The sequence below is a fragment of the Burkholderia sp. ABCPW 14 genome (assembly GCF_001523835.1).
In the GTDB taxonomy this organism is placed as follows: Bacteria; Pseudomonadota; Gammaproteobacteria; order Burkholderiales; family Burkholderiaceae; genus Burkholderia; species Burkholderia mayonis.
The window spans coordinates 84,675-99,180 of sequence record NZ_LOVS01000099.1; the positions used below are offsets into that span (position 1 = coordinate 84,675).

Annotated in this window: 14 protein-coding genes and 1 pseudogene; 1 reads left to right on the forward strand and 14 read right to left on the reverse strand. The window is 67.2% G+C overall.

What is annotated here, in order from left to right; translation table 11 throughout:
• Positions 1-31: 31 nt before the first annotated feature.
• From WS62_RS15315 to upp, 14 genes and pseudogenes are all read right to left on the reverse strand, one after another.
• A pseudogene (locus tag WS62_RS15315) lies at positions 32-409 on the reverse strand (peptidase S8/S53 subtilisin kexin sedolisin); the annotation flags it as partial.
• Between the two features lie 121 nt (positions 410-530).
• Entirely contained in the window at positions 531-2,681 is a 2,151-nt protein-coding gene (locus WS62_RS15320; RefSeq protein ID WP_066572125.1) for a polysaccharide deacetylase family protein, read from the reverse strand.
• A 615-nt stretch (positions 2,682-3,296) separates the two neighbouring features.
• The gene (locus tag WS62_RS15325; protein ID WP_066572132.1) at positions 3,297-3,677 is read right to left on the reverse strand and encodes a copper resistance protein CopC; all 381 of its coding nucleotides are present in this window, start codon (positions 3,675-3,677) and stop codon (positions 3,297-3,299) included.
• Entirely contained in the window at positions 3,674-4,606 is a 933-nt protein-coding gene (locus WS62_RS15330) for a hypothetical protein (protein WP_197422845.1), read from the reverse strand. Before WS62_RS15330 ends, WS62_RS15325 begins: the two co-directional genes overlap by 4 nt.
• Before the next feature lie 107 nt (positions 4,607-4,713).
• The gene (locus tag WS62_RS15335; protein WP_066572137.1) at positions 4,714-5,094 is read right to left on the reverse strand and encodes a DUF2946 domain-containing protein; all 381 of its coding nucleotides are present in this window, start codon (positions 5,092-5,094) and stop codon (positions 4,714-4,716) included.
• A gap of 319 nt (positions 5,095-5,413) precedes the next feature.
• The gene (gene rng, locus WS62_RS15340; RefSeq protein ID WP_066572138.1) at positions 5,414-6,877 is read right to left on the reverse strand and encodes a ribonuclease G; all 1,464 of its coding nucleotides are present in this window, start codon (positions 6,875-6,877) and stop codon (positions 5,414-5,416) included.
• An 8-nt stretch (positions 6,878-6,885) separates the two neighbouring features.
• The gene (locus WS62_RS15345) at positions 6,886-7,518 is read right to left on the reverse strand and encodes a Maf family protein (protein ID WP_066572139.1); all 633 of its coding nucleotides are present in this window, start codon (positions 7,516-7,518) and stop codon (positions 6,886-6,888) included.
• A 46-nt stretch (positions 7,519-7,564) separates the two neighbouring features.
• Positions 7,565-8,035, reverse strand: coding sequence for a 23S rRNA (pseudouridine(1915)-N(3))-methyltransferase RlmH (gene rlmH / locus WS62_RS15350; protein WP_066572141.1), 471 nt, complete (start codon positions 8,033-8,035; stop codon positions 7,565-7,567).
• 30 nt (positions 8,036-8,065) lie between these two features.
• Positions 8,066-8,533, reverse strand: coding sequence for a ribosome silencing factor (rsfS, locus tag WS62_RS15355; RefSeq protein ID WP_066572144.1), 468 nt, complete (start codon positions 8,531-8,533; stop codon positions 8,066-8,068).
• A 4-nt stretch (positions 8,534-8,537) separates the two neighbouring features.
• Positions 8,538-9,290 (reverse strand): nicotinate-nucleotide adenylyltransferase, encoded by a 753-nt coding sequence (locus WS62_RS15360; protein WP_066572147.1) that lies wholly within the window; start codon positions 9,288-9,290, stop codon positions 8,538-8,540.
• Positions 9,287-10,210: an oxygen-dependent coproporphyrinogen oxidase gene (gene hemF, locus WS62_RS15365; protein WP_066572150.1), complete on the reverse strand. Its 924-nt coding sequence runs from the start codon at positions 10,208-10,210 to the stop codon at positions 9,287-9,289. Before hemF ends, WS62_RS15360 begins: the two co-directional genes overlap by 4 nt.
• Before the next feature lie 127 nt (positions 10,211-10,337).
• A complete protein-coding gene (gene purD, locus WS62_RS15370) occupies positions 10,338-11,615 on the reverse strand; it encodes a phosphoribosylamine--glycine ligase (protein ID WP_066572151.1) in 1,278 nt (425 codons plus the stop codon).
• 107 nt (positions 11,616-11,722) lie between these two features.
• The gene (locus WS62_RS15375) at positions 11,723-12,451 is read right to left on the reverse strand and encodes a YebC/PmpR family DNA-binding transcriptional regulator (protein ID WP_059596647.1); all 729 of its coding nucleotides are present in this window, start codon (positions 12,449-12,451) and stop codon (positions 11,723-11,725) included.
• Positions 12,452-12,724: 273 nt separating this feature from the next.
• A complete protein-coding gene (gene upp / locus WS62_RS15380) occupies positions 12,725-13,375 on the reverse strand; it encodes a uracil phosphoribosyltransferase (RefSeq protein ID WP_066572152.1) in 651 nt (216 codons plus the stop codon).
• A gap of 234 nt (positions 13,376-13,609) precedes the next feature.
• Here upp and WS62_RS15385 point away from each other — a divergent pair, with 234 nt between their 5' ends.
• On the forward strand, positions 13,610-14,389 hold the full coding sequence (locus tag WS62_RS15385; RefSeq protein ID WP_066572155.1) for an SDR family oxidoreductase: 780 nt from the start codon (positions 13,610-13,612) through the stop codon (positions 14,387-14,389).
• Positions 14,390-14,506: the final 117 nt, after the last annotated feature.

The window sequence follows — 14,506 nt, forward strand, 5'->3', positions numbered from 1 at the left end:
TTCCGGCAGCGCCCGTTCGGGCAGATCCTCGTCACGGCGCATCGATCAGCGCTTGCACCAGATTGCCGGCGATCGGACGTCCGAGTCCGGTGACGTAGTCGTAGCCGGGCATCGCGTCGCACACCGCGCCGCATGCGCCGTTCGCGCCGCTCGTGACGTCGTGGAAAGTCGTTCGGTACGAAGCAGACGCGATGCCATACAGGACCGCTTCGACGGCGCTGACCGCATTCAGCGTGGATTTGCCGCGCTCGATCCGCACGCCGTTCGCGATCGCGAGCAGGCCCGACCATTGAGGCGCGCCCGCGCTCGTTCCGCCGGCCACGAACCAGCCGCGCCGCCCGCCGTATCCGTACGAGTCGTATATCGCGAAACCCGACGCCGGGTTTCCTGCGTAGGCGACGTCGGGCACGCGGAGCGCATGCCGTAGCGAGTGTCGTTTCATGTCGTTCCTCTGCCGTGAGCGATCCGGGCGGCGCCGACGATCCTTCGATCGAGGGATCGTCGATCGTCGGCGCGCGCACTGCGCAGCGCTATTGGACTTTGGCGCTCGTAAACGTCAACGCCGTTCCCGCGCCGGCGATCACGAGCCAGTTGGTCGGATCGGATGTCACGACCGTGGCCGATCCCCCGGTCACGACCGGCAGTTGATAAGCGTTCTTCGGCAGCAGCCACGTCATGTCCTGCAGGCTCGTCGGCTGCGACGCGCTGAACGACCAACCGCTGCCCGTATCGGTCGCCGTCCATGTGACGAGCAGGCGCCGCCTGTCGAACTGCGTCAACTGGTCCATCGTGTACCACTTGTACTGCCCGGTCGCGATCAGCGTGTTCGCATAGTTGAAGAGGGTCGCGAGTATGTTCGGGTACCACGACGCGCCGAGCGGGTGCATGTAGATGAGCCGGGTCGTGCGATTGGCGACGACGAAGTTCATCAGCGACTCGTACCAGTTCGTGACGTCCGTCGTCGATACGCCGAACTCCTGGAACTCCTCGAACGTCGCGTACTTGCCGAACGGCATGACCGGGAACGCCCAGATGCCGGGATTCAGCAGCGCGGCGTTGCGGTACGCGCGGGTCTGCGCCATGCCGGTGTGGCCGGTGAAGTAGTAGCCCGAATAGCCGTTGCTCTCGAGCCAGGTCACGGCCCACGTCGGCGTGTTGCCTTCCGGCGCCGCCCATTCGACGTCGGGCTTGCCGGTGACGGACTGCACCGCCTGGCGGTTCAGCGCGAGGTACTGCTGGAACGTGCTCTGATCGGTCTCGCTCGCGTTGGCGCCCCAGTAGTCGTGGTCCCACCCGCCGTGACTGCCGATGTTGTGTCCGAGGCCGAGCAGATACTGCATCAGCTGTTGTGCCTGCGTGTTGTTGGTCAGATTGATGCCGAGGCCGTCGCCTATCGTCGCGTCGTCCGGGCCGGCCGTCACGACGATCGAGAACGGACCGTTGTTCCAGACGCCGAGCGACTTCAGGTACAGCGCCGGCTGGATCATCTCTTCCGCGCAGAAGTGCCAGTTGAGCACCATCCCCGCTTGCGCCTTCGGCTCGAGCGACAGGTGCGGCATCGACAGCACGTTCGTCGTGAAGTAGTGCAGGAAGCCATGAAGCGGCATGCCGTCGGTTTGCCCTTCGAGGTAGCTGAGCGGCATGTTCACGAACAGCACGCCGCCGCTGCCGTAAGCGTTGTAGCCGGCGACGAGGCCGAAGTTCGGCGAAGTCAGCAAGGTCGTGCCGCTGTATGTGCCCTGCGTGACGAAGCTCGGATACGTGAGGAAGCCGTACACATAGCCCGAGATGCCTTCGAGCGCGTCCGTCGTCGTGGCGGCCGTCGTCGTGACGAGCGCGGACGTTCCGGTGGATGTCGTCGACGTCGACGCAGTCTTGCTCTTGCTCTTGGTCGACGTCGCGGTATAGGTGCCGGACTTGACCTTCGGGCCTTTGAACACGCGGCCGAGATTCAGGCTGATGTTGGTCGCGAGGCCGTTCTCGGTCTTGTAATTGAAGTACGCGTTGTGGTTGTAGCCGGACAGGCCGCCCGGATTGGTCCGGCTAGGCTGCAGATAGAGCACCTGGCCGGGCGACGCGGAAACGGATACGGACGCCGACGTCGTGACGGCAGTCGTGGTCGAACCACTGGTCGAACTGGTCGTTGGCCAGGTCATCGACTTCCCGGGCGGGATCTGGAGCGTGCGCAAGGTGCTCCCCATGCCGGTCACGGGCCCCAGTCCGATCATGTTGCCGCGCAGCGAATCGTAGAGCACATAGCTGACGCCCGCCATCGCGCTGAATCTCGACTGCGGAATCGGATAGAAGCCGGTCGACGTGAGGACGCCGAAATCGTAGACCAGCATCACGTGCCCGCCGTTGAGCGTGTAGTTCTGGATGGCCGTCACGAGCGTGTCGTCGGCTGCCGTATGGACCTGATCGGGCAGGATCAGGCCTTGATACTGCTGGAGCGTGGCTCCCGCCTGTTCGAACTGGCTGTCGTAGATGATCGAGATCTGCAGGCCTTCTTCCGATGCCGCGTCGAGCCAGGCGGACACGCGCGGATCGGGGAGCGTGAAGTTGTCCGGCAGCAGCAGCAGCAACTGGTTCGACACCGCGTTTGCTCGTCCGGGGACGATGGTCAGACATAGAGAAAACAGGATCAGGCATGTCCTGAGGAACCGAATCGACTTGACCAGCATGGTGCTCTCCTGTCGGGATGGACGACATGTGATATCCAACACTCCTGGTGCGCGGCTCGTCCGGATACGCTCGGCGGCGACGCGCGGGGAACGACGTCGGCCGAGCGAATTGAAGATGGGTGGGCGACAGGCACGTTGCGAACCCGTGGCGTATTTTCGAGCGGGAAACAATCTGGCGCGGCACGGCTTCCATCAGGAAGTGCCGGATCACCAGTCATCCTCGGACGCGCGTCGAATCCGCCATTGGCAGCGCGTCGAAAGAAGCTAGCAACGTGCCAAGCCGGTCGCTTGCCGGATGCATGGGACGCCGGGCGTACGTGGATACCGTCGCCCTTCGGAATCGGCGAAAAATGTCGCAGTGTTGATACGTGACGCGCGGGAAGCGGCGCGTTTCCGTCGCCGCGAAGACATGACGAGCTCGGGCGCGGCGAGGCGCCGACGTCGCTTCGCGAAATGAGTGACGTCGGCGTGCCGTCGGTACGGCGGATGGCGACGCCGCCGGCATCGAATGATGAATGCGCTCGCGCTAGGCGGGATATTGGACGGCTATGCGCGAGCGACGCGAAGCGCGGCGAACGAGGGAGAAATGATGCTGGTATGCAACGTCGGCCTTCGTCATTTCACCTTGAACGCGTAGTCGCCCTGGGTCCGATGCCCGTCGGAGGCCACGGCCACCCAGTGCACGGTGTACTTGCCGGGCGCCAAGGGTGGCAACGGGACGCTGATCGTTTTCGCGTCGTTCGGTGCGACGGCTGCCTTGGCGGTATTCACGGGCTTGCCCGCCGCATCGCTGACCGTGAGGGCGCTGAAGGCAGGCTCGAGCGGACCGTTGAAGACGATCGTCACGTTCGCGGGCGGCGATACCTCGGCGCCCGCCGACGGCGATTGCGTTTGCGGGAAGACATGTGCGAAAGCCGCCGAAGGGATCGCGAAGCAGGCGATCGTCGCCGCTGCGGCGCAAGCGCCGCGAAGCCGGCCGAATAGGATCATGTTCATTCTCCCTTGCCGAAGAGGGGTTTGCCGAGCGAGTTGGGCAATACGTCGTCCAGATAGAGATGCGCCTGCAGCAGGATGCCGACGCCTTTGCCGCTCGCATGATTGACGGGAATCTGCGCCTCGACGCCGAATTGCCCCCAGCGATTGAGCCACAGCAGGCCGGGGTTGACGGTCCCCGTGGTATGTCCCGAGCATGGGCCGCCGGTGCACGTGTTCATCGGGAACTCGACAACCGGAATCAGATTGCTGAAAGGCGCCTTGAGCCCGACGTCCTGCACGTAGTTCTGCAGATAGGGCAGGCTGTATTGCAAGGTGACGCCCCAGTTCAGCGAATCCGGATCGGCGCTGCTGGTCGTCAGGCGTGGTCCGACGGTGCCCGTGATCGCCAATGGGCGCAGATATTTCAGGCCGTCGGGTAGATCGCCGAAACCCTTGCCGACGTACAGCGTCGGCGTGAGCGCGGAGTGCGGGTCGGCGATCGCCTTCGAACCGGTTCCGCCGAGCTCGGCCACCACGCCGGCCGACGCCATGAATTCGTGCGCGGCGTTCACGTAGAAGCGATACTTGGCGCCGACCGCGAAGTTGTCGAATCCTCGTGCCGAGCCGCCGTTCGGGGCGTTCACGTTCACGTAGGTTCCCGTCACCGACAACGCGAAACTCGGCGTGATCAGCTTGTCCCATTCGAGCGTCGTCGTATGGGTGTTCTGGGTGTCGCCGTCGTCCGTTTGCGACTTGAGGTGCCCGAATTCCAGATTGAGCTCATCGCCGACGCCGGGGTCGTCGACCGCCATCGTCGCCGGGAATACGCGATTGCCCGCAATGGCGTGGGCGGTGGCAAGAGAAGGCGCGAAAAGCGTGGCGGCTACGGCAGCCGGAACAACGAGCGTCGCGAGTGCCGGCATGCCGCTGCGAAGTGCGATGGTGCGCATGATTTATCCTTTTTGAATGGTCGCATGTGTGCGGTCGCGCAGCCGTCGACGGATGCACGACTCCGCGGCGACGCAATGGCACGCGCGTCGCCGCATGACTGCTTCAATCAGGATAGAACGGGCGGGGCGCGTGGCTGCGCAGCGGTGAGCGGGAAGACGCGACGAGGCGGCGAAATCGGCGCGGCGGCAGTCGCCTGGACTGTCCAAATCGTCGGCGTGAATTCGGCGGTCGTGCTCGGCACCACCGGCGTGTGCGCGAGCAGCCCGCAATACGCGCACGCCTGCCAATGAACCGCTTTTTCGGACGACGGCGACGAGTCGGATGACGTCGCGTCGTTGCCGTCCTGCGCGGAGCAGAAAGCGCTCGACAGTTCGCCGAAGTGATGGCTGTTTGAAAGCGTGTGCGAAACCGTCGGCGCGAGCGTCGTCATCAGGATTGCAAGCAATCCGAGAATGCTGCCGATCTTGCGATGGAGAAGGCTGCGCATGGCCTTGACGGAACGACGAACGGGCCCGAGAGCTGCTGCGGATTATGTCACGAGTCGCCGGTATTTCCGATCAGGGTGTCCCCGACGAAAGCTTGATCGGAATCATCGTGCGCGGTGTTGCGCCGAAGTTTCCGCGGTCGTGTCGCGGTTCGCCGCCGGGCGGCGTCGGCGTCGGCCGATTCCGGGGGGCGACGATTCAGGAGCGGGAACGATTTCCGCTTTCGTGGCGTTTGAGCGCGTACCGGATTGTTCGCGCTCGCCTGCCGCCTTGCGTCTCGGTGCTCGGCGCGGCTTGCGGCGGCGGTGACGCCGGCGATTGCTACATCAGCACGATGTCGTATTGCTCCTGACTCAGATTCGACTCGACCTGCAACGACACCGGCTTGCCGATGAAGTCGATCAGCATCGCGAGATGCTGCGACTCCTCGTCGAGAAAGAGGTCGATCACCTGCTGCGACGCGATCACGCGGAATTCGCGCGGATTGAACTGCCGCGACTCGCGCAGGATCTCGCGCAGCACGTCGTAGCAGACGGTGCGCGACGTCTTCACCTGGCCCTTGCCCTGACAGGTCGGGCACGGCTCGCACAGCACGTGCGCGAGCGATTCGCGTGTGCGCTTGCGCGTCATCTCGACGAGCCCCAACTGCGAGAAGCCGTTCACCGTCACGCGCGTGCGGTCGCGCGACAGCGCCTTCTTCAGCTCGGCGAGCACCGCGTCGCGATGCTCGGCGTTCTCCATGTCGATGAAGTCGATGATGATGATCCCGCCGAGGTTGCGCAGCCGCAATTGCCGCGCGATCGTGTGCGCGGCCTCGAGATTCGTCTTGAAGATCGTGTCGTCGAAGTTGCGCGCGCCGACGTAGCCGCCCGTGTTCACGTCGATCGTCGTCATCGCTTCCGTCTGGTCGATCATCAGGTAGCCGCCCGACTTCAGATCGACGCGCCGCGACAGCGCCCGCTGGATCTCGGTCTCGATGTTGTACAGGTCGAAGAGCGGCCGCTCGCCGGTGTAGTGGTGCAGCTTCGGGCTCACGGCCGGCGTGAACTCGCCCGCGAAGTCGACGAGCCGCTGGTACGTCTCGCGCGAATCGACCTGGATGCGCGTCGTGTCGTCGTTCGCGAAATCGCGCAGCACGCGCTGCGCGAGATCGAGATCCTGATACAGCAGGCTCGTCGCGGGCAGGCGCTGGCCTTGCGCCACGATCGTCGCCCAGGTCTTGCGCAGGTACGCGACGTCGGCGGCGAGTTCGTCGCCCGTCGCGTCCTCGGCGATCGTGCGCACGATGTAGCCGCCTTTCTCGTCGGCGGGGATCACGGCGGTCAGCCGCGCGCGCACGGCCTCGCGCTCGGTCTCGCTCTCGATCTTCTGCGAGATGCCGATGTGCGGCTCCTGCGGCAGGTAGACGAGCGTGCGGCCCGCGATGCTGATCTGCGTCGACAGCCGCGCGCCCTTCGTGCCGATCGGGTCCTTGATCACCTGGACCATCAGCGTCTGCCCCTCGAACACGGTCTTCTCGATCGGCTGGTGCACGACGGCGGGCGCGTCGCCCGCGCGCGGCTGCCAGATGTCGGCGACGTGCAGGAACGCCGCGCGCTCGAGTCCGATGTCGATGAACGCCGACTGCATGCCGGGCAGCACGCGCACGACCTTGCCGAGATAGACGTTGCCGACGCGCCCGCGCGACAGCGTGCGCTCGACGTGAAGCTCCTGCACCGCGCCTTGTTGGACGAGCGCGACCCGCGTTTCCTGCGGCGTGATGTTGACCAGGATTTCTTCGTTCATGGTGTGATTCAGAAGGAGACGTGCGCCGCGCGAAGCAGTGCCGCAGTCTCAAAAAGGGGCAGACCCATGATACCTGAATGGGAACCGTCGATTCGTTCGACGAATTCCGCCGCGCGCCCCTGGATCGCGTAGGCGCCCGCCTTGCCGAACGGCTCGCCGCTCTCGACATAGCGCGCGAGCGCGGCGGGCGCCGCCGCCGCGAAGCGGACCTCGGAGCGCGACAGCGCGGGCGGCATCAGCTCGCCCGTCGCGTCGATCACGGCGAGCGCCGTCAGCACTTCGTGCGTGCGGCCGGCGAGGCGCGCGAGCATCGCGAGCGCGTCGGCGGCGTCGGCGGGCTTGCCGAGGATCGCGCCGTCGATCGTCACGGTCGTATCGGCGACGAGCACGGGCGCGGCCGGCTTGCCGTTCGCGACGAGCCGCGCGCGCGCCGCTTCGGCCTTCGCGACGCACACGCGCAGCACGTAATGGTCAGGCGCTTCGTCCGGCAGCTCCGCTTCGAGCGCTTCGGCGTCCTCATGGGGCGCGGGCGTCAGCAGTTCGTAACGCACGCCGAGCTGATCGAGCAGTTCCCGGCGGCGGGGGCTTTGCGAGGCGAGGTAAATGAACGGGTAGGACGGGGCAGCGGCGCTGTCGGGCATCGTCTTGTCTCGATGGGCGCGTGCGCGGCGCGTCGGGCGACGGCCGCTACGCGCGATGATAGGGATGATTCTGCGTGATGCTCCACGCGCGGTAAAGCTGCTCGGCGAGCAGCACGCGAACCATGCCGTGCGGCAGCGTGAGGCTCGACACGCGCAGCAGCAGTTCGGCGCGCGACTTGAGCGCCGGATCGAGCCCGTCGGCGCCGCCGATCACGAACGCGACGTCGCGGCCGTCCTGCTGCCACGCGGGCAGCGCCTGCGCGAGCTGCATCGTGGTCCAGTCGCGGCCGCGCTCGTCGAGCGCGACGACGCGCGCGTGCTTCGGCAACGCGGCCTCGATCCGCTGCTTCTCGGCGGCCATCACGCTCTCGGCCGTGCGCGAGCCCGAGCGCAGCTCGGGCTTCACCTCGCGCAGCTCGATTCGCAGCTCGGGCGGCATCCGCTTCGCATATTCGTCGAAGCCGGTCGCGATCCAGCCGGGCATCTTGTGGCCGACCGCGACGATGTGCAGTTTCATGGCGGCGAAAGCAATGAAAGCGGCGGCGCGTCAGCGGCGGCGCGCGGCCGTCGTCTTGCGGGCCGGGCGCGCGACGGGGGCTTCGTCGTCCGCGTCCTCGTCTTCATCGGCGCCGTCGGCGGCGCGCGCGCCGCGCGCACTCGGCGACGCCGGGCCGCCCAGCTTCATCCGCACGGGCTTGTCGCCCCAGATTTCCTCGAGGTTGTAGTACTGGCGCAGCGCAGGCTGCAGGATATGGACGACCGCGTCGCCGCAGTCGACGAGCACCCACTCGCCCGTGTCCTCGCCTTCGGAGCTGACGATGTCGCCGCCCGCTTCCTTGACCTTGTCGCGCACGTTGGACGCGAGCGCCTTGGTCTGCCGGTTCGACGTGCCGGACGCGACGATCACGCGGTCGAACAGCTCGGTCAGATGGCTCGTGTTGAACACTTTGATGTCTTGCGCCTTGATGTCTTCGAGAGCGTCGACGATCACGCGTTGGAGTTTGCGGATATCCATGGAATCAGGGATGGTAGAGACGGTGTTGGAGAATATAGGCCCAGACGGCGCCGGGCACGTGCTCGGCGGATGCGTCGGGCACCTGCGCGCGTCGCGCGATGCATGCGCGCAGATGCGCGCGGATGTCGGTCGCGGCGACGTCGAGCGAGAGCGTCGTGTCGATCAGCAGGCGCCCGGCGGGCGTCGCTTGCAGCACGTCCGCGCTCGCCTGCCGGCTCGCGATCTCGGCCGCGACGGCGGGCGACGCCGCCGCGAAGTCGAAGCCCGGCCGCGTTGCCGCGCACACGTGCGCGAAGTCGAAGAGCCTGCGCCAGTCGCGCCACGTGTCGAGGCGCACGAGCTGGTCGGCGCCGATCAGCAGCGACAGCGATGCATCGGGGCCGATCCGCTTGCGCCAGCGTTCGAGCGTCTCGACGGTGTAAGTCGGGCCGGCGTGCTCGATCTCGTCGGTCGCGACGCTGACGGCGACGCCCGGCAGCACGAGCGAGCCCGCCGCCGCGCGGGTCATCGCGAGCCGGTGCTCGGCCGACGAGACGTCCTGCTTCTGATACGGCTGGCCGGCCGGCATCAGCACGAGCTCGGTCAGGCGCAGCACGCCAGCGAAGCGGCGCGCGAGCGCGAGATGGCCGTCGTGGATCGGATCGAACGTGCCGCCGAGCATGCCGATGCGGCGCGGCAGCGGGGGCGGGCTGGCGTTGTCGGGATGCAGAACGGGTCCTTTCGCGGGATCGGCTCGGCGGGCGGCGGAGCGGCTCATGCCCAGTCGCGCGGCGCGAGGAAGTCGCTGTAAAGGCGCGCCTCCGGCGTGCCCGGTTCCGGACGCCAGTCGTAGCGCCAGCTCGCCGTCGGCGGCATCGACAGCAGGATCGACTCGGTGCGCCCGCCGCTTTGCAGGCCGAACAGCGTGCCGCGGTCGAACACGAGATTGAACTCGACGTAGCGGCCGCGCCGGTACGCCTGGAACGCGCGCTCGCGCTCGCCGTACGGCGTGTCGCGGCGCCGCTCGACGATCGGCAGGTACGATGGCAGGAACGCATCGCCGACGCTTCGCAGCATTTCAAACGAGCGTTCGAAGCCGAGCTCCGAGAAGTCGTCGAAGAAGATCCCGCCGACGCCGCGCGCCTCGTTGCGGTGCTTCAGGAAGAAATAGTCGTCGCACCACTTCTTGAAGCGCGGGTAAAGATCGGCGCCGAACGGGTCGAGCGACGCGCGGCACGTGCGATGGAAATGCTGCGCATCTTCGTCGAAGCCGTAAATCGGCGTCAGATCCATGCCGCCGCCGAACCAGAACACGGGCGCTTCGCCCGGCTTCGTCGCGATCAGCATCCGCACGTTCATGTGCACGGTCGGGCAGTACGGATTGCGCGGGTGCAGCACGAGCGACACGCCGAGCGCCTCGAAGCCGCGCCCGGCAAGCTGCGGACGCGCGGCGCTCGCGGACGGCGGCAGCGCGTCGCCCGCGACGTCGGAAAAGCCGATGCCCGCGCGCTCGAAGAAGCCGCCTTCTTCGAGGATGCGCGTGCAGCCGCCGCCGCGCAGCCGCTCGCCGGGGCCGCGCCGCCACGCGTCGGAGGCGAGCGGGGTGCCGTCGAAGGCGCCGAGCGCATCGGCGATGCGCGTCTGCAGCCCTTGCAGATACGCGCGTACTCGGTTGACGTCGTAGGTCGAATCGGTCATCGATGTGGGGTGGCGTCCGTCTGACGGACGCCGTCAAAAAATGCTTCTGCCGGGCATTCTAGCGAACCCCGGCAGAGCAGAGGGCGCGCCGGCCGCGAAGCCGGCGGGCGCGTGGCGGCGCGGCGCGTCAGACCGTCTTGCGGCTGAGCGCGCGGTAGCCGATGTCGCGGCGGTATTGCATGCCCTCGAAGTTGATCTGGTTGATCGTCTCGTACGCGGCCTGCTGCGCGCCGCGCACCGAATCCGCGAGGCCGACGACGCACAGCACGCGCCCGCCCGACGTGACGAGCTTGTCGCCGTCGAACGTCGTGCCCGCGTGGAACGTCACCGAATGCGCGGTTTCCGCCGGAACCCCGTTGATCCGGTCGCCCTTCCTCGGCGAATCGGGGTAGCCGTGCGCGGCGAGCACGACGCCGAGCGCGGTGCGGCGGTCCCAGTCGAGCTCGACCGTGTCGAGCGTGCCCGCGATCGCCTGCTCGACGACCTTCGAGAAATCGCTCTTCAGGCGCGCCATGATCGGCTGCGTCTCCGGGTCGCCCATCCGGCAGTTGAATTCGAGCGTGCGCGGGTTGCCGTCCTTGTCGATCATCAGGCCCGCGTACAGGAAGCCCGTGAAGCGGATGCCGTCCTTCTCCATCCCGCGCACGGTCGGCATGATGATCTCGCGCATCACGCGCGCGTGCATCTGCGGCGTGACGATCGGCGCGGGCGAGTACGCGCCCATGCCGCCCGTGTTCGGGCCGCGGTCGCCGTCGAGGAGGCGCTTGTGATCCTGGCTCGACGCGAGCGCGAGCGCGTTCTTGCCGTCGACCATCACGATGAAGCTCGCTTCCTCGCCGTCGAGGAACGCCTCGATCACGACGCGCGCGCCGGCGTCGCCGAGCTTGTTGCCGGACAGCATCATGTCGACGGCCTCATGCGCCTCTTCCAGCGTCGCCGCGACGACGACGCCCTTGCCGGCCGCGAGGCCGTCGGCCTTCACGACGATCGGCGCGCCCTTCGTGTCGAGGTACGCGTGCGCGGCAGCCGCGTCGGTGAAGGTTTCGTAGTCGGCGGTCGGAATGCCGTGGCGCTTCATGAACGCCTTCGCAAAATCCTTCGAGCTCTCGAGTTGCGCCGCTTCCTTCGTCGGGCCGAAGACCTTCAGGCCGCGCGAGCGGAAATGGTTGACGATGCCCGCCGCGAGCGGCGCTTCCGGGCCGACGAGCGTGAACGCGACGCCTTCGGACTCGGCGAAATCGGCGAGATCGTCGAGCGAGCTCAGATCGACGTTCTTCAGGCGCTCGTCCTGCGCGGTGCCGCCGTTGCCGGGCGCCACATAGACGAGCTGGACGCGCGGCGACTGGGCGAGCTTCCAGGCGAGCGCATGTTCGCGGCCGCCGGAGCCGACGACGAGTAGTTTCATGGGATTCCCCGCAGACTAGAAAATAGGACGGCCGGCGCGCACGAAGCGGGCCGGCCGCGAAATTCGGCTGCGGCCGCCTTTCGCCGGAAAGTGCGGCCGCTCAACGTTCATTCCTCGACGACGACGGCGTTCGTGTAGACCTCCTGCACATCGTCGAGATTTTCGAGCGCGTCCAGGAGCTTTTGCATCTTCGCCGCGTCTTCGCCGGTGAACTCGACCTCGTTCTGCGGCTTCATCGTGACTTCGGCGAGTTCGGCCTTGAAGCCTGCAGCTTCGAGCGCGTCCTTCACCTTCGAGAATTCCTGCCAGTCGCACAGCACTTCGATCGAGCCGTCGTCGTTCGTGTTCACGTCGTTCGCGCCCGCTTCGAGCGCCGCGTCCATCAGCGCGTCTTCCGACGTGCCCGGCGCGAACAGGAACTGGCCGACGTGATCGAACATGAACGCGACCGAGCCGTCGGTGCCCATGTTGCCGCCGAACTTCGAGAACGCGTGGCGCACTTCGGCGACGGTGCGGGTGCGGTTGTCGGTCAGCGTGTCGACGATGATCGCCGCGCCGCCGATGCCGTAGCCTTCGTAGCGGATCTCTTCGTAGTTCGCGCCGTCCGCGCCGCCGGCGCCGCGGTCGATCGCGCGCTTCACGTTGTCCTTCGGCATGTTCGCGTCGGCCGCCTTGTCGACCGCGAGACGCAGGCGCGGGTTCGAGTTCGGATCACCGCCGCCGAGGCGCGCCGCTACCTGGATTTCCTTGATGAGGCGCGTCCAGATCTTGCCGCGCTTCGCATCGGCTGCCGCTTTCTTATGCTTGATGTTGGCCCATTTCGAGTGACCAGCCATACTTTTCTCCGTCCGCCCGCGCGCATGCCGCGCCGGCGTTTAGCAATGTGTCTGTCGTTGAGTCCGGCGGCCGCGTGAGCGGGCGAGCGCCGCTTGGGCCGCGCGTTGTCGAGTGGAACGAGATTTTATCACGCGACGGTGCGCCGTTTGGCGGCCGGGCGATGGCCGAACCGCCGCGGAACCGCGCGCGAACCGCGGCGCGCCGAGGGGTGGCCGCGCGCGAGCGGGCGGCGGGGCATGGCCCGCGCCCGCACGAATCGCCGTTTTTTCCCGTCAGTTTTTCGTGCCGAACAGGCGGTCGCCCGCGTCGCCCAGGCCCGGGACGATGTATGCGTGGTCGTCGAGGTGCGAGTCGAGCGACGCGACGTAGAGCTTCACGTCCGGATGCGCGTCCTGGAACACCTGCACGCCTTCCGGCGCCGCGACGAGCGCGAGGAACATGATCCGGTTGCCCGGCACGCCGCGGTGCTTGAGCACGTCGATCGCGTAGGCGGCCGAATAGCCCGTCGCGACCATCGGATCGCACAGGATGAAGATCCGGTCTTCGAGGTCGGGCAGGCGCACCAGGTATTCGACCGGGCGGTGGTCGTCGGCGCGGTACACGCCGATGTGGCCGACGCGCGCCGACGGAATCAGCTCGAGCAGGCCGTCCGACATCCCGACGCCCGCGCGCAGCACGGGCACGATCGCGAGCTTCTTGCCGGCGATCACGGGCGCGTCGATCTCGACGAGCGGGGTTTCGACCCGCTTCGTCGTGATCGGCAGGTTGCGGGTGATCTCGTAGCCCATCAGCAGCGTGATTTCGCGCAAGAGCTCGCGGAACGTGCGCGTCGACGTGTCCTTGTCGCGCATGTGCGTGAGTTTGTGCTGGATCAGCGGATGGTCGAGGATGAAGAGATTCGGAAAACGGCTGTCCTGTTTCATGGGGCGGCGGCTCAAGGGATTCGGGGACGGCGGGCGGGCTGGGTCGGCAGTGCGCGCGCGGAACAGCCGCAAGTTTACCGAAGATGAACGCTCGCGATCCGGATATTATCGGCGTTTCGACGCGCGCTTCGACGCGCGTTCGGTCGCAGGCGGCGGGGAACGCGCGGGCGGAGCGTCCGGCGGCCCCGTCGGCGAGGGATTTCGTCACACAGACATCGGCAAGGAACACGTTCAATGGATCTGGGAATCGCAGGACGGACCGCGCTCGTGTGCGCGGCCAGCAAGGGGCTCGGGCGCGGCTGTGCGCAAGCGCTCGCGGCCGAGGGCGCGAAGCTCGTGATCGTCGCGCGCACGCGGCAGACGCTCGATGCCGCCGCGGCCGACATCCGTGCGAAGACGGGCGCCGACGTGACGGCCGTCGCGTGCGACATCACGACGCCCGAAGGCCGCGCGGCCGCGCTCGCCGCGTGCCCGCAGCCCGACATCCTCGTGACGAACGCGGGCGGCCCGCCGCCCGGTGACTTTCGCGATTTCTCGCACGACGACTGGATTCGCGCGCTCGAGGCGAACATGCTGACGCCGATCGAGCTGATCCGCGCGAGCGTCGACGGGATGATCGCGCGCCGCTTCGGCCGCATCGTCAACATCACGAGCTCGGCCGTGAAGGCGCCGATCGACGTGCTCGCGCTGTCGAACGGCGCGCGCTCGGGCCTCACGGGCTTCGTCGCGGGGCTCGCGCGCAAGGTCGCCGAGCACAACGTGACGATCAACAACCTGCTGCCGGGCCTCTTCGACACCGACCGGATTGCGACGACGCTCGCCGCCGCGGCGAAGGCGCAAGGCGCGACAGTCGACGCGCTGCGCGCGCGGCGCACGAACGAGATTCCGGCGAAGCGCCTCGGCACGCCCGACGAGTTCGGCGCGGCGTGCGCGTTCCTGTGCAGCGTCCACGCGGGCTACATCACCGGGCAGAACTGGCTGCTCGACGGCGGCGCGTATCCCGGCACGTTTTGAGTGTCTCGTCCCGGGCCCGCAGCCCGTAAAGTGGCGATGCGGCGCGTGGGCGCCGGCCGCGGTCGCACGCGGCGCGCGGGCTCGACCCGCATCGATAGGTCAGCAGAAAAGGATTCG

What these genes read in the sequence shown, in the direction of transcription:
- rsfS (WP_066572144.1), bottom strand. Translation starts at nt 8,533, where the DNA reads ATGGATATCCGCAAACTCCAACGCGTGATCGTCGACGCTCTCGAAGAC.
- upp (WP_066572152.1), bottom strand. Translation starts at nt 13,375, where the DNA reads ATGAAACAGGACAGCCGTTTTCCGAATCTCTTCATCCTCGACCATCCG.
- WS62_RS15360 (WP_066572147.1), bottom strand. Translation starts at nt 9,290, where the DNA reads ATGAGCCGCTCCGCCGCCCGCCGAGCCGATCCCGCGAAAGGACCCGTT.
- WS62_RS15325 (WP_066572132.1), bottom strand. Translation starts at nt 3,677, where the DNA reads ATGAACATGATCCTATTCGGCCGGCTTCGCGGCGCTTGCGCCGCAGCG.
- WS62_RS15320 (WP_066572125.1), bottom strand. Translation starts at nt 2,681, where the DNA reads ATGCTGGTCAAGTCGATTCGGTTCCTCAGGACATGCCTGATCCTGTTT.
- WS62_RS15335 (WP_066572137.1), bottom strand. Translation starts at nt 5,094, where the DNA reads ATGCGCAGCCTTCTCCATCGCAAGATCGGCAGCATTCTCGGATTGCTT.
- purD (WP_066572151.1), bottom strand. Translation starts at nt 11,615, where the DNA reads ATGAAACTACTCGTCGTCGGCTCCGGCGGCCGCGAACATGCGCTCGCC.
- WS62_RS15330 (WP_197422845.1), bottom strand. Translation starts at nt 4,606, where the DNA reads ATGCGCACCATCGCACTTCGCAGCGGCATGCCGGCACTCGCGACGCTC.
- rlmH (WP_066572141.1), bottom strand. Translation starts at nt 8,035, where the DNA reads ATGAAACTGCACATCGTCGCGGTCGGCCACAAGATGCCCGGCTGGATC.
- WS62_RS15345 (WP_066572139.1), bottom strand. Translation starts at nt 7,518, where the DNA reads ATGCCCGACAGCGCCGCTGCCCCGTCCTACCCGTTCATTTACCTCGCC.
- hemF (WP_066572150.1), bottom strand. Translation starts at nt 10,210, where the DNA reads ATGACCGATTCGACCTACGACGTCAACCGAGTACGCGCGTATCTGCAA.
- WS62_RS15385 (WP_066572155.1), top strand. Translation starts at nt 13,610, where the DNA reads ATGGATCTGGGAATCGCAGGACGGACCGCGCTCGTGTGCGCGGCCAGC.
- rng (WP_066572138.1), bottom strand. Translation starts at nt 6,877, where the DNA reads ATGAACGAAGAAATCCTGGTCAACATCACGCCGCAGGAAACGCGGGTC.
- WS62_RS15375 (WP_059596647.1), bottom strand. Translation starts at nt 12,451, where the DNA reads ATGGCTGGTCACTCGAAATGGGCCAACATCAAGCATAAGAAAGCGGCA.